Annotated in this window: 11 protein-coding genes; all 11 read left to right on the top strand. The window is 62.0% G+C overall.

All coding sequences use genetic code 11. The annotated features are described in order from the left end of the window. Positions 1-4: 4 nt before the first annotated feature. The gene (locus tag C7A17_RS06740) at positions 5-1,429 is read left to right on the top strand and encodes an N-acetylmuramoyl-L-alanine amidase (RefSeq protein WP_199796399.1); all 1,425 of its coding nucleotides are present in this window, start codon (positions 5-7) and stop codon (positions 1,427-1,429) included. A gap of 8 nt (positions 1,430-1,437) precedes the next feature. Continuing rightward, complete coding sequence (gene mutL / locus C7A17_RS06735) at positions 1,438-3,309, top strand: DNA mismatch repair endonuclease MutL (protein ID WP_106737294.1); 1,872 nt, start codon at positions 1,438-1,440, stop codon at positions 3,307-3,309. Continuing rightward, positions 3,309-4,283, top strand: a complete 975-nt coding sequence (gene miaA / locus C7A17_RS06730; RefSeq protein ID WP_106737293.1) for a tRNA (adenosine(37)-N6)-dimethylallyltransferase MiaA — start codon at positions 3,309-3,311, stop codon at positions 4,281-4,283. The genes mutL and miaA overlap by 1 nt, the downstream gene beginning before the upstream one ends. 100 nt (positions 4,284-4,383) lie before the next feature. Further along, on the top strand, positions 4,384-4,644 hold the full coding sequence (hfq, locus tag C7A17_RS06725) for an RNA chaperone Hfq (RefSeq protein ID WP_106737292.1): 261 nt from the start codon (positions 4,384-4,386) through the stop codon (positions 4,642-4,644). Positions 4,645-4,656: 12 nt separating this feature from the next. After that, positions 4,657-5,958 (top strand): ribosome rescue GTPase HflX, encoded by a 1,302-nt coding sequence (hflX, locus tag C7A17_RS06720; RefSeq protein ID WP_106737291.1) that lies wholly within the window; start codon positions 4,657-4,659, stop codon positions 5,956-5,958. A gap of 97 nt (positions 5,959-6,055) precedes the next feature. Continuing rightward, positions 6,056-7,225, top strand: a complete 1,170-nt coding sequence (hflK, locus tag C7A17_RS06715) for an FtsH protease activity modulator HflK (RefSeq protein ID WP_106737290.1) — start codon at positions 6,056-6,058, stop codon at positions 7,223-7,225. After that, positions 7,225-8,094 carry a protease modulator HflC gene (gene hflC, locus C7A17_RS06710; protein ID WP_106737289.1) on the top strand — a complete coding sequence of 290 codons (870 nt, stop codon included), beginning with the start codon at positions 7,225-7,227 and terminating at the stop codon, positions 8,092-8,094. The genes hflK and hflC overlap by 1 nt, the downstream gene beginning before the upstream one ends. Positions 8,095-8,199: 105 nt before the next feature. Beyond that, the gene (locus C7A17_RS06705) at positions 8,200-8,385 is read left to right on the top strand and encodes a DUF2065 domain-containing protein (RefSeq protein WP_106737288.1); all 186 of its coding nucleotides are present in this window, start codon (positions 8,200-8,202) and stop codon (positions 8,383-8,385) included. Positions 8,386-8,422: 37 nt separating this feature from the next. Then, positions 8,423-9,610: an ATP phosphoribosyltransferase regulatory subunit gene (locus C7A17_RS06700; protein WP_106737287.1), complete on the top strand. Its 1,188-nt coding sequence runs from the start codon at positions 8,423-8,425 to the stop codon at positions 9,608-9,610. A 56-nt stretch (positions 9,611-9,666) separates the two neighbouring features. Beyond that, on the top strand, positions 9,667-10,962 hold the full coding sequence (locus C7A17_RS06695; protein WP_106737286.1) for an adenylosuccinate synthase: 1,296 nt from the start codon (positions 9,667-9,669) through the stop codon (positions 10,960-10,962). A gap of 233 nt (positions 10,963-11,195) precedes the next feature. Continuing rightward, positions 11,196-13,130 (top strand): methyl-accepting chemotaxis protein, encoded by a 1,935-nt coding sequence (locus tag C7A17_RS06690; RefSeq protein WP_106737285.1) that lies wholly within the window; start codon positions 11,196-11,198, stop codon positions 13,128-13,130. Positions 13,131-13,228 lie beyond the last annotated feature (98 nt).

The raw sequence follows: 13,228 nt of genomic DNA, 5'->3' as shown, positions 1-13,228 counted from the left end.
ATCGATGGGGTTGGGTATGCGCATAGGCGCGCTGGTTACCGCAGTGGCAGTGTTGTGGGCTGCCCTGGCTGCCGAGGTGCTGGCTGCCTCCGATGTACGTGGCGTGCGTTTGTGGCGCGCCCCGGACAACACTCGCCTGGTTTTCGATCTGTCCGGCCCGGTACAGCACAGTGTATTTACCCTGGCAGCACCTGATCGCATCGTTATCGACGTCAGTGGCGCCAAGCTGTCGACCAATCTCGAGCAGCTTTCGCTCGCCAATACTCCGATCACCGGTGTCCGCTCCGCGCAGCGTAGTGCCGAGGATTTGCGCGTAGTCATCGACCTGTCGGCCCCGGTGACGCCAAAGAGTTTCACCCTGGCCCCCAATCAGCAGTACGGGCACCGCCTGGTGGTCGATCTGTTCGACCAAGGCAGTGCGCCGCCTGCTCAGACGCCCAGTGTCGCTGCCACTGCACCGCCGGTGCCGGTGACGCCAACCCAGCCACCACCCAAGCTGACGCCGGTGCCCAACGGCAAGCGTGAGATCGTCATCGCCATCGACGCCGGTCACGGCGGCGAAGACCCGGGCGCGCTTTCGCCGGTCAAGGGACAGTACGAAAAGAACGTGACCCTGGCCATTTCCAAGGAGCTGCAGCGGCAGATCAATGCCGAGAAGGGCTTCCGTGCCGAACTGGTGCGTACGGGGGATTACTTCATTCCGCTGCGCAAGCGTACCGAGATCGCCCGCAAGAAGGGCGCCGATCTATTCGTCTCCATTCATGCCGATGCCGCGCCGCGTTCTTCGGCGTTCGGTGCCTCGGTGTATGCGCTGTCCGAGCGCGGTGCCACGTCGGAAACCGCGCGCTGGCTGGCCGATGCCGAGAACCAGTCGGATCTGATCGGTGGGGCCGGCAACGTCAGTCTCGACGACAAGGACAAGATGCTGGCTGGCGTGTTGCTGGATCTGTCGATGACCGCTTCGCTGTCCTCCAGCCTCAATGTCGGGCAGAAAGTCCTGTCGAACATGGGCAGCATTACCCCGCTGCACAAGCGCCGTGTCGAGCAGGCAGGGTTCATGGTGCTGAAATCGCCGGATATTCCCTCGATCCTGGTGGAAACCGGGTTCATCTCCAACCCCAACGAGGCGAAGAAGCTGCACACTGCCAGCCATCAGCAGGCTCTGGCGCGCTCGATCACCTCCGGGGTTCGGCAGTTCTTCCACGAAAATCCGCCGCCTGGTACGTACGTGGCCTGGCTGCGTGACGAGGGCAAGATCGCCGCCGGCCCGCGTGAGCACGTGGTGGCTCGTGGTGAAAGCCTGGCGCTGATCGCTCAGCGCTACCAGATCAGCCTTGCCTCCCTGCGCAGCGCCAACAAGCTCAATGGCGATGTGATCAAGGTTGGCCAGACATTGCAGATACCCGCCACAGCGCTGGCGGCCCAGTAGTGAGTGTCATGTCCCGTATTCATTTGCTCAGCCCGCGCCTGGCCAACCAGATCGCCGCGGGCGAGGTGGTCGAGCGTCCGGCTTCGGTGGCCAAGGAGCTGCTGGAAAACAGCCTGGACTCCGGCGCTCGGCGCATCGATGTCGAAGTGGAGCAGGGCGGCATCAAACTGCTCAAGGTACGTGACGACGGTGGCGGCATCGCGGCCGACGACCTGCCGCTGGCCCTGGCGCGCCACGCCACCAGCAAGATTCGTGAGTTGGAAGATCTCGAAGCCGTGCTCAGCATGGGCTTTCGCGGCGAGGCGCTGGCATCGATCAGTTCGGTCTCGCGTCTGACCCTGACCTCGCGCACCACCGATGCTGAACAGGCCTGGCAGGTGGAGACCGAGGGGCGTGACATGGAACCGCGTGTGCAGCCAGCTGCGCACCCGGTGGGCACTTCGGTGGAAGTGCGTGATCTGTTCTTCAACACCCCGGCGCGGCGCAAGTTCCTGCGTGCCGAGAAGACCGAGTTCGATCATCTGCAGGAAGTGATCAAGCGCCTGGCGTTGGCGCGTTTCGATGTCGGCTTCCATCTGCGTCACAACGGCAAGACCGTGCTCAGCCTGCATGAGGCGGGCGATGAGATCAGTCGTGCGCGGCGAGTGGCTTCGGTCTGCGGGCCGGCCTTCCTGGAGCAGGCATTGCCGATCGAGATCGAGCGCGGTGGCCTGCGGCTATGGGGCTGGGTTGGTCTGCCGACCTTCTCCCGCAGTCAGGCGGATTTGCAGTATTTCTACGTCAATGGGCGCATGGTGCGCGACAAGCTGGTGGCCCATGCGGTGCGCCAGGCTTATCGCGATGTGTTGTTCAACGGCCGTCATCCGACCTTCGTGCTGTTTCTGGAAATCGATCCGGCTACGGTGGACGTCAACGTCCACCCGACCAAGCACGAGGTGCGTTTTCGCGACAGTCGCATGGTGCATGACTTCCTCTATGGCACTCTGCACCGTGCCCTGGCCGATGTGCGCCCGGAAGACCAGGTCGCTGCTCCAGCGGCCGTATCGCCCATGGTACGCCCGACAGGGCTGGCTGCCGGTGAGTTCGGTCCGCAAGGGGAAATGGGCCTGGCAGCCAGCATTCTTGAAACGCCAGCGCCCAGCGTGCAGCCGGCTTGGCGCGGCAGTGGCGCTGGCTACCAGCAGTCTGTAGGTAGCCCTGGCGTATCGACTGGCGAAGCCCGGGCTGCTTACCGCGAATATTTTTCGCCGTTGCCGGCGGCGCAGTCTCAATCCCTGCCGCAGGAGCAGGGCGACATTCCCCCGCTGGGTTACGCAGTGGCGCAGCTCAAGGGCGTATACATCATCGCCGAGAATGCGCAGGGCATGGTCGTGGTGGATATGCATGCCGCCCATGAGCGCATCACTTACGAGCGCCTGAAACAGGCCATGGCCAGCGAAGGGCTGCGCGGGCAGCCACTGCTGGTGCCGGAGTCCATTGCTCTCAGTCAGCGCGAAGCGGACTGTGCTGAGGAGCACGGTGATTGGTTCCAGCGCCTGGGCTTCGAGCTGCAGCGTCTCGGTGAAGAAACCGTGGCGATTCGCCAGATTCCGGCCCTGCTCAAACAGGCCGAGGCCACTCAGTTGGTGCGTGATGTATTGGCCGATTTGTTGGAGTACGGCACCAGTGACCGCATTCAGGCGCATCTGAACGAGTTGCTGGCGACCATGGCCTGCCATGGCGCGGTGCGTGCCAATCGGCGTCTGACCCTTCCCGAGATGAATGCTCTGCTGCGTGATATGGAACAGACCGAGCGTAGTGGTCAGTGCAACCATGGTCGCCCGACCTGGACGCAATTGGGCATGGACGACCTCGACAAATTGTTCCTGCGGGGGCGCTGATGACCGCCGGTCTGCCACCCGCCATCTTCCTGATGGGGCCTACCGCTGCCGGCAAGACCGACCTGGCGCTCGAACTCGCCCGTCTGCTGCCCTGCGACCTGATTAGCGTCGACTCGGCATTGGTCTACCGCGGCATGGATATCGGCACGGCCAAGCCTGAGCGCGCCATTCTCGACGAATTTCCCCATGCCTTGATCGATATTCGCGACCCGGCCGAGAGCTATTCGGCAGCGGAGTTTCGCGCCGATGCGCTGGCGGCCATGGCGCAAAGTGCTGAACAGGGGCGCATCCCGCTGTTGGTGGGCGGCACCATGCTGTACTACAAGGCCCTGCTGCAGGGGTTGGCCGATATGCCCAGCGCCGACCCGGTCGTGCGCGCCGAGCTGGAAGCGCGTGCCGCCGCCGAAGGATGGGAGGCTTTGCATCGAGAGCTGGGCGAGGTCGACCCTGAGTCCGCTGCGCGTATTCACCCCAATGATCCGCAGCGTCTGACGCGGGCGCTCGAGGTCTATCGGGTCAGCGGTTTGAGCATGACCGAGCACCGTCGTCGTCAGGCAGAAGGAAATCCCGACGCGGGCACATCGGCCACCGGGCAATTACCCTATACTGTTGCTCAGCTTGCTATCGCACCGGCGCAGCGTCAGATTCTGCATGAGCGCATCGCACAACGATTTCGAGTGATGTTGGAACAGGGTTTTGTCGAAGAGGTCGAAGCTCTGCGCAGTCGAAGTGACTTGCACGCGGGATTGCCGTCTATACGGGCAGTGGGTTATCGCCAGGTCTGGGAATACCTGGATGGCGATCTGACCCGCGACGAGATGGTCGAACGCGGCATCATTGCCACTCGGCAATTGGCCAAGCGTCAATTCACCTGGTTGCGCGGTTGGGACGATTTGCACTGGCTGGACAGTCTGGCCTGCGACAATCTGTCTCGCGTCTTGAAATACCTGGAAAGCGTCTCCATATTGAACTGAGACCTTGCCGCTGGCCGTCTATCCTTGGGGGTAAGGCGGTCTGAAGCCATTGTTTACTTACTAAAATTATTGAAATTGATCCTCGAAAGGAGTGCGGCACATGTCAAAAGGGCATTCGCTACAAGACCCTTACCTGAATACCCTGCGTAAGGAACGCGTCCCTGTTTCCATCTATCTGGTCAACGGCATCAAGCTGCAGGGCCAGATCGAGTCTTTCGACCAGTTTGTCATTCTGCTGAAGAACACTGTCAGCCAGATGGTCTACAAACACGCCATTTCTACCGTCGTGCCTAGCCGTCCGGTACGCCTGCCTAGCGCTGGTGATGCCGAGCAAGGTGATGCCGAGCCGGGTAACGCCTAATAGGGGGCTGCATTGTTCTTCGAGCGTCATGAGGGCGGTGAGCGGGCCATCCTGGTTCATCTGGACGGCCAAGACTCCGAGGCGAGCGAAGATCCCCAGGAGTTCCAAGAGCTGGCCATGTCGGCAGGTGCTGACATGGTCGCTTTCTTTAGCGTGCCCAGCAGTCGCCTGACTGCCAAGTACCTTATCGGTAGTGGCAAGGTCGAGGAGCTACGCGACCAGGTCAAGGCTGAAGAGGCCGATCTGGTCATCTTCAACCACACCCTGACACCGAGCCAGGAGCGCAACCTCGAGCGTGCGTTCGAATGCCGCGTGCTCGATCGTACCGGGTTGATCCTCGATATCTTCGCTCAGCGTGCGCGTACCCACGAAGGCAAGCTGCAGGTCGAACTGGCTCAGCTCGACCACATGAGTACGCGTCTGGTGCGGGGCTGGACTCACCTCGAGCGGCAGAAGGGCGGTATCGGTCTGCGTGGCCCGGGTGAAACCCAGCTGGAAACCGACCGTCGCCTGCTGCGTGTGCGCATTCGCCAGATCAAGCAAAAGCTCGAGAAGGTGCGTAGCCAGCGTGAACAGGCTCGGCGCGGGCGCAAGCGGGCGGATATTCCTTCGGTTTCCCTGGTCGGTTACACCAACGCCGGCAAGTCCACGCTGTTCAATGCGTTGACCACCTCCGAGGTCTATGCGGCCGACCAGCTCTTCGCCACGCTTGATCCGACCCTGCGTCGTCTGGAGCTCGATGATCTCGGCCCCATCGTGCTGGCCGATACCGTGGGTTTCATTCGTCACCTGCCGCACAAGCTGGTCGAGGCCTTCCGCGCTACGCTGGAAGAGTCGAGCAATTCCGATCTGCTGCTGCACGTGATCGATGCCCATGAGCCTGAGCGCATGGCGCAGATCGAACAGGTGCAGGCGGTGCTCAAGGAGATCGGCGCGCACGAATTACCGATGCTCGAGGTATACAACAAGCTGGATTTGTTGGATGGTGTCGAGCCGCAGATTCAACGCGATGCAGATGGCAGGCCGCAACGAGTCTGGTTGTCGGCCCGTGAGGGGCGCGGCCTGGAGTTGTTGCGTCAGGCTGTGGCAGAGCTGCTTGGCGATGATTTGTTCGTCGGTACTCTGCAATTGCCGCAACGTCTCGGGCGGCTTCGTGCACAGTTTTTCGCCTTGGGCGCAGTGCAGAACGAAGGACATGATGAGCTGGGGCAGAGTCTGCTGTCGGTGCGACTGCCGCGAGTCGAACTCAATCGACTGGTGTCCCGAGAGGGCTTGGAGCCTCAGGCGTTCATCGAGCAACATACTTTGCAATAAAGCCTGGGACAGTGGCTTTGCTGTCTCCATAGGGCTTTGGGTAGCATTGGCCGGCGCGCCGTGGGCGCGCCTTTGCTTTATCAGTACGGAGAACGCTATGGCTTGGAATGAGCCGGGTGGAAACTCGAACAATCAAGACCCTTGGGGCGGCCGCAAAGGCGGTGGGCGCCAGGGCCCGCCGGATCTCGACGAAGCGTTCCGCAAGCTGCAAGAAAGCCTCAATGGCTTGTTCGGTGGCGGTAAGAAACGTGGTGACGACGATTCCGGGCGCAGCAGTGGTGGCGGTGGCTTCGGTCTGCTGTTCGTTGGTCTCGGCCTGTTGGCGGTGATCTGGCTTTACAGTGCGATCTATGTGGTGGACGAGCAGGAGCAGGCTGTGGTGCTGCGCTTCGGCAAATACCACGAGACCGTCGGGCCGGGCCTGAACATCTACTTCCCGCCGATCGATCGCAAGTTTCAGGAGAACGTCACTCGTGAGCGTGCCTATAGCAAGCAAGGCGCAATGCTGACCGAGGACGAGAACATCATCGAAGTGCCGCTAACCGTGCAGTACCGCGTGAGCAACCTGCAGGACTTCGTGCTTAACGTCGATCAGCCGGAAGTCAGTCTGCAGCATGCGACCGATAGCGCTGTGCGTCACGTCGTGGGATCCACCGAGATGGATCAGGTTCTGACCGAGGGTCGTGAGCTGATGGCCAGTGAGGTGCGTGAGCGTCTGCAGCGTTTCCTCGACAACTACCGTACCGGTATCACCATCACTCAGGTGAACATCCAGAGCGCCGCTGCGCCGCGTGAGGTGCAGGAGGCATTCGATGACGTGATTCGTGCGCGTGAGGATGAGCAGCGTGAGAAGAACCAGGCCGAGTCCTACGCCAACGGCGTGATCCCGGAAGCCCGTGGTCAGGCCCAGCGTTTGCTGGAAGAGGCCAATGGTTATCGTGATGAGATCATCGCCCGTGCCCAAGGTGAGGCGGATCGTTTCACCAAGCTGGTGACCGAGTACCGCAAGGCACCGGAAATCACCCGCGAGCGTCTTTATCTGGACACCATGCAGGAGCTGATGAGCAACACCAGCAAGGTTCTGGTCACTGGCGACAAGGGGCAGAACAACCTGCTCTATCTGCCGCTGGACAAGATGATCGACAGCCGTGGCGGTTCTACTTCCTCCAGTTCTGCCAACAGCAGCAATACGACAACGCGTGATCCGGCTGTGCCGCTGAGCAGCGACCTGTCGCAGCGTAACCTGCGTACCCGGGAGGGCCGTTGATGAGCAACAAGTCCCTGATCGGCCTGATCGTGGCCGTGGTTCTGGCCCTGGTGGCATGGAATAGCTTCTACATCGTGGCGCAAACCGAACGTGCGGTACTGCTGCAGTTCGGTCGTGTGGTCAATCCGGACGTGCAGCCTGGTCTGCATGTGAAGATTCCTTACGTCAACCAGGTGCGCATCTTCGATGGTCGCCTGCTGACCCTGGATTCGACCTCCTCGCGCTTCCTCACGCTGGAGAAGAAAGCGCTGATGGTCGACGCCTATGCCAAGTGGCGGGTGAAGGATGCCGAGCGCTTCTATCAGTCCACCTCCGGTATGAAGCAGGTCGCCGACGAGCGTCTGGCGCGTCGTCTGGAAGCGTCGCTGCGTGACCAGTTCGGTAAGCGCACCCTGCATGAGTCGGTGTCCGGTGAGCGTGATGCGCTGATGGCCGATGTGACCGCGACCCTCAACCGCGCTGCCGAGCGTGAGCTGGGTATCGAAGTGGTCGATGTGCGGGTCAAGGCTATCGATCTGCCGCGTGAGGTGAACCGCAGCGTGTTCGAGCGGATGAGCACCGAGCGTGAGCGTGAGGCACGCGAGCACCGCGCCAAGGGGCGTGAGCTGGCCGAGGGTATTCGCGCCGATGCTGACCGTCAGCGCCGCGTGTTGCTGGCAGAAGCCTATCGTGAGGCTGAAGAGCTGCGCGGTGATGGTGATGCCCAGGCTGCTGCGATCTACTCCAAGGCTTACGGCCAGGATCAGGAGTTCTACTCCTTCTACCGTAGCCTGCGCGCCTACCGTGAAAGCTTCGCGGACAAGCGCGATGTACTGGTACTGGATCCGAGTAGCGATTTCTTCCGCTACCTGGAAAAGTCCAAGCCTTGACCGGCAACCCTGACGACGCGATGCGTCGTCAGGGTGACCGCAAGGTAAAACGTGGTATCATGCGGCAGCCGGGAAAATCCCGGCTTTTTTGCGTCTGTGGGAATCATGTGGCAGGAACTTGGCATCGCACTGTGTCTGGTACTGGTGCTGGAAGGCATCCTGCCCTTCCTCTATCCGCGTCATTGGCGCGGAGCGGTATTGCAGGCAATTCGCCTGTCCGACCACCGACTGCGCCTGATGGGGCTGGCCAGCATGCTGCTGGGAACAGCTCTTCTTTATCTGCTTCACTGAAGGCTTGTGCCGCCCGGTTCAAGAGGGGAATGGCGAAATGGCAACGGTAGACCGCTGGCTGCTGCCAGATGGCATCGAAGAAGTACTGCCGCCGGAAGCGGCACGCATCGAGGCGGCACGCCGCCAGGTGCTGGATCTGTTCCAACGCTGGGGTTACGAGTTCGTCGTTACCCCTCATATCGAGTACCTGGAATCCCTGCTGACTGGCGCTGGCCAGGATCTCGACCTGCGCACCTTCAAGGTCACCGATCCGTTGTCCGGTCGGCAGATGGGCTTTCGCGCCGACATTACGCCACAGGTGGCGCGCATCGACGCGCACACCCTGCGCCGCGAAGGGCCGAGCCGTCTGTGCTATGCCGGTAGCGTGCTGCACGCCAAGCCGCGTGCGTTGACCACCTCGCGCAGCCCGATCCAGTTGGGCGCCGAGCTCTATGGTGACGCCAGCCCGGCCAGCGATATCGAGGTGATCAGTCTGCTGGTCGAGACCCTCGAGTTGGCCGCGGTGCCGGACGTGCACATGGATCTCGGTCATGTCGGCATCTACCGCGGGCTGGCGCGTGCTGCCGGTCTGTCTGGTGAGGCCGAGCAGCAGCTGTTCGACGCGTTGCAGCGCAAGGCAATGGACGAAATCGAGACCCTGACCACCGCACTGCCGGTGGGATTGGGCAACATGCTGCGCTCGCTAGCCGAGCTGTGCGGTGGGCGTGACGTACTGGATCTGGCTCAGGCTGCATTGGTCGAGGCGCCCGATGAGGTGCATGCTGCGCTCGATGAGCTGGTGGCCATCGCCGATGCCCTGGAGCTGCGCTATCCGGAGCTACCACTGTACTTCGATCTGGGCGAGCTGCGCGGCTACAACTATCACACCGGGGTGGTATTCGCTGCTTTCGTACCTGGTGAGGGCGGTGCCATTGCTCAAGGTGGCCGTTACGACGATACCGGCGCGGTATTTGGTCGGGCGCGCCCGGCTACTGGCTTTTCCACCGATCTGAAGACTCTGGTGACCCTGGGTGATATGCGCCTGGACGAGGCAGTCAGCGGTGTCTGGGCGCCGGACAATCATGACCTCTATCTGTGGCAGGCCGTTCGTCGTCTGCGTGGTGAGGGCGAGCGCGTGGTACAGGCGCTGCCCGGGCAGAGTGAGGCGGATGCGCGCGAGGCAGGCTGTGACCGCCTGCTGGCGCTGCGCGATGGACGTTGGCAGGTGGCGCCCCTGGCGTCCTGAATTCATTTTCGCCGGCCCGCGGCCGGCATCGAAGCTTGCGCGAAGAGGACAAGTTTATGGGTAAGAATGTCGTCGTCCTGGGCACCCAGTGGGGTGATGAGGGCAAGGGCAAGATCGTCGATCTGCTCACCGAACAGGCCGCTGCAGTCGTGCGTTACCAGGGAGGCCACAATGCTGGCCACACCCTGGTGATCGATGGTGAGAAGACCGTCCTGCACCTGATTCCGTCCGGCATCCTGCGTGAAGGCGTCGAGTGCCTGATCGGCAATGGCGTGGTCGTCGCGCCTGATGCGCTGATGCGTGAAATCACCAAGCTGGAAGAGAAGGGCGTACCGGTGCGCGAGCGACTGCGTATCAGCCCGGCCTGCCCGCTGATCCTGTCCTATCACGTGGCCCTGGATCAGGCGCGCGAGAAGGCGCGTGGCGATGCCAAGATCGGCACCACCGGTCGCGGTATTGGCCCGGCCTATGAAGACAAGGTTGCGCGTCGCGGTCTGCGCGTCGGTGACCTGTTCCATCGCGAGCGTTTCGCCGCCAAGCTGGGTGAGCTGCTGGATTATCACAACTTCCAGCTGGTCAACTTCTACAAAGAGCCGGCCATCGACTTCCAGAAGACTCTGGATGAGTGCATGGAGTACGCCGAGCTGCTCAAGCCGATGATGGCCGACGTCACCGCGGTGCTGCATGACCTGCGCCGTGAAGGTAAGGACATCATGTTCGAAGGTGCTCAGGGCTCGTTGCTGGACATCGACCACGGCACCTACCCTTACGTCACCAGCTCCAACACCACCGCTGGCGGCATTGCCACTGGCTCCGGTTTCGGTCCGCTGTACCTGGATTACATCCTCGGTATCACCAAGGCCTACACCACCCGTGTTGGTTCCGGCCCGTTCCCGACCGAACTGTTCGACGATATTGGCGCCTTCCTCGCCAAGCGTGGCCATGAGTTCGGTGCCACCACCGGCCGTGCCCGTCGCTGTGGTTGGTTCGATGCCGTGATCCTGCGTCGTGCCATCGAGATCAACAGCATCTCCGGCCTGTGCCTGACCAAGCTGGACGTGCTCGACGGTCTGGAAACCATCCGCATCTGCACCGGCTACAAGGACGCCAATGGTCAGGTGCTGATCGATGCGCCGACCGATGCTGACAGCTACATTGGCCTGCAGCCGGTCTACGAGGAGATGCCGGGCTGGAGCGAGTCCACTCTGGGTGCCAAGAGTCTGGAAGAGCTGCCGGAAGCCGCTCGCGCCTACATCAGGCGTGTGGAAGAGCTGGTCGGTGCGCCGATCGACATCATTTCCACGGGCCCGGATCGCAACGAAACCATCGTGCTGCGTCATCCGTTCGCCTGATCGACGTCTGTCTAGCTGAAAGAGCCGCCTTCGGGCGGCTTTTTTATTGCCTGCTTGCTTATGGCGACTGTTTTGCTGGGCGGTGCTGCTGACACGTTTTTGCGCCCATACTGCTGGCTATTGGTTGGTTTATCGCCGTTTTTCAGTGCAAACCTGGGCATGCGCTTTGCTTGTGCTCAACAAATCCCGGAAGTCGCCGTTATAGCTGATACGGTCGTTGAGGAGTGTCCCCAGTGTTCGCCATCCTTTCCATGTTGCGCAGCCGCCTGCTGCGTCCTGTATTCGTCGCGCTCGGCTTGGCCATGCTGGTGCAGGTCGGGCTGGCGGTGTGGTTGATGCGTGCCTCGGTCGACGGCATGGTCGAGGATCTGGCGCAGCGCCTGGGGGGCGAGAGTCGCCGTCTGGGCGAAGAGCTGAACATGGCTGAGCGCGAGATGAGCCAGGGCCTTGCTGCGTTGGCTGGCAGTACCCGAACTCGTCTTGGTGAGGGGCTTTCCGGGCAGTTGAAGGATGAGCAGCAGCAGCTTCGTGTCGTACTCGAAGGCAATCTCAAACAATCCGGTCAGGCGCTTGCGCAATTGCTCGCCGGTGTGGCGCCGAAATCCATTTGGGATCTGGATATTCCGGCGCTGACTGCGCTCACTCGTATCGCTCAACAGGATCCGGCCGTGCTGTTCGCCATTATCTATGACGGCGAGGGCAAGCGACTGACGCGCAACTTCAATCGTAGCAGCGCACAGGTGCGCGAACTGATCGCGGCAGGACAGGGTGACTCGCCGTTGGACAAGTTGGTCGATGCGGCATCGCGTGACGCGCGTGTCTATGTGGTTGAGGCCAGTATCAATCCGATGGGGGCGCAGATCGGCAGGGTGCAGATGGGGTTGTCGCTGGATGTGGTCGAAAAGGAGCTGGCAGCGCTGGATGGTCGCTTCACGGCTCTGGTCGGCGGTGCGGGTGAGTTGGTCGATAGTAGTCTGGCTGGGGCTTCCGAAGAGGCTACTCGTGCGCTGCGTGAGCGCTTGCAGTCGGCCGAGCGCTACACCCAGGAAATGGCGCGCAATGGTGGGGACTCGGTGCGGGTGGCGGCTGACGCGCTGCGTTGGAATATTGCCTTGGGGCTGCTGATCGTTGGTGCGTTGGCTCTGGTGGTGGTCGCACTGGTGCTGGGCTGGCGCGTGCTCAGTCGCTTGCGTCTGCTCAGTGCCGCACTGAACGACCTGGCCGCTGGCGAGGGCGATCTGACCCGACGTGTGAGTATCGACAGCCAGGACGAAGTGGGGGAGATGGCAGATGCGGTCAACCGCTTTATCGCCAAGCTGCAGCCTATCGTTCGTGAGTCTGGAGAGGTGGCGCTGCGTACTGGTGAGCAGATTCGCAGCCTGACCCAGCGTGGTGTGGCGGCCGAAGCAGCTGCCGGGCGGCAGCGCGATGAGGTGGCGGGCAGTTTGCAGGCCCTGGAGCAAATGGCCGACGAGGCTCAGGCGGAAAGCCAGGCCATGCAGGAGGCGTTGCAGCGCGTCGATACTATCCGGCAGGCGGCGCATGAGAACGCTGCTATTGCCCAGCGCTTGTCGTCATTGATCGAGGGTTTGGTGGCGCGCGTGGCTGACGGCTCGGCGGTAATTGAGCGTTTGGCCAAGCAGAGCGAGCAGATCGAAGTGGTGTTGACGGTGATTCAGTCCATTGCCGAGCAGACCAACCTGCTTGCGCTCAACGCAGCCATTGAGGCGGCGCGCGCGGGTGAGAGTGGGCGTGGCTTTGCGGTGGTGGCGGACGAGGTGCGGGCCCTGGCCAGCAAGACTCAGCAATCCACTGGTGATATCCAGACCCATATCGCTGCTCTGCAGCGTGGGGCGCGGGAGGCGGTGGCGGCTATCGCCCAGGCTGGCGCGCAGGGTGGCGAAGGGTTGGAGGTGCTGCGCGACAGTGCGCGCCTGCAGCAGTCGGTGCAGCAGTCTGTCGACGAAGTGCATGGTGCAATCAATGCTGCTACCCAGGCCGCGGCGCATCAGGCGCAGGGGGCGGGTGCCGTGCGCGGGAGAGTCGAGGTCATTCACGCAGAGGCGCAGCATGCGGCCGAGGCCGTGGCGGCGATTGCCGGCAACGTGCGAGCGCTCGATGAGCTGGCATCGCAGCTCAAGGCCAGTCTGGGGCAGTTCAAAGTGTAGGGTGCGCTGCAGTCTTGGCGATGCGCACAGCGCGCCCTACGAGGTGGTGCGTTTTTTTGCGGGCAATAAAAAACCGAGCCTTAGCTCGGTTTTTTGAA

This window comes from Pseudomonas mendocina (assembly GCF_003008615.1).
Taxonomy (GTDB): domain Bacteria; phylum Pseudomonadota; class Gammaproteobacteria; order Pseudomonadales; family Pseudomonadaceae; genus Aquipseudomonas; species Aquipseudomonas mendocina_C.
Note: the sequence above shows the minus strand (reverse complement) of the source record. Positions and strands in the feature narration are given on the sequence as shown.

Coding starts and splice junctions, on each gene's coding strand:
- C7A17_RS06705 (WP_106737288.1), top strand. CDS start 8,200: ATGTGGCAGGAACTTGGCATCGCACTGTGTCTGGTACTGGTGCTGGAA.
- hflC (WP_106737289.1), top strand. CDS start 7,225: ATGAGCAACAAGTCCCTGATCGGCCTGATCGTGGCCGTGGTTCTGGCC.
- C7A17_RS06740 (WP_199796399.1), top strand. CDS start 5: ATGGGGTTGGGTATGCGCATAGGCGCGCTGGTTACCGCAGTGGCAGTG.
- C7A17_RS06695 (WP_106737286.1), top strand. CDS start 9,667: ATGGGTAAGAATGTCGTCGTCCTGGGCACCCAGTGGGGTGATGAGGGC.
- hfq (WP_106737292.1), top strand. CDS start 4,384: ATGTCAAAAGGGCATTCGCTACAAGACCCTTACCTGAATACCCTGCGT.
- mutL (WP_106737294.1), top strand. CDS start 1,438: ATGTCCCGTATTCATTTGCTCAGCCCGCGCCTGGCCAACCAGATCGCC.
- C7A17_RS06700 (WP_106737287.1), top strand. CDS start 8,423: ATGGCAACGGTAGACCGCTGGCTGCTGCCAGATGGCATCGAAGAAGTA.
- miaA (WP_106737293.1), top strand. CDS start 3,309: ATGACCGCCGGTCTGCCACCCGCCATCTTCCTGATGGGGCCTACCGCT.
- hflK (WP_106737290.1), top strand. CDS start 6,056: ATGGCTTGGAATGAGCCGGGTGGAAACTCGAACAATCAAGACCCTTGG.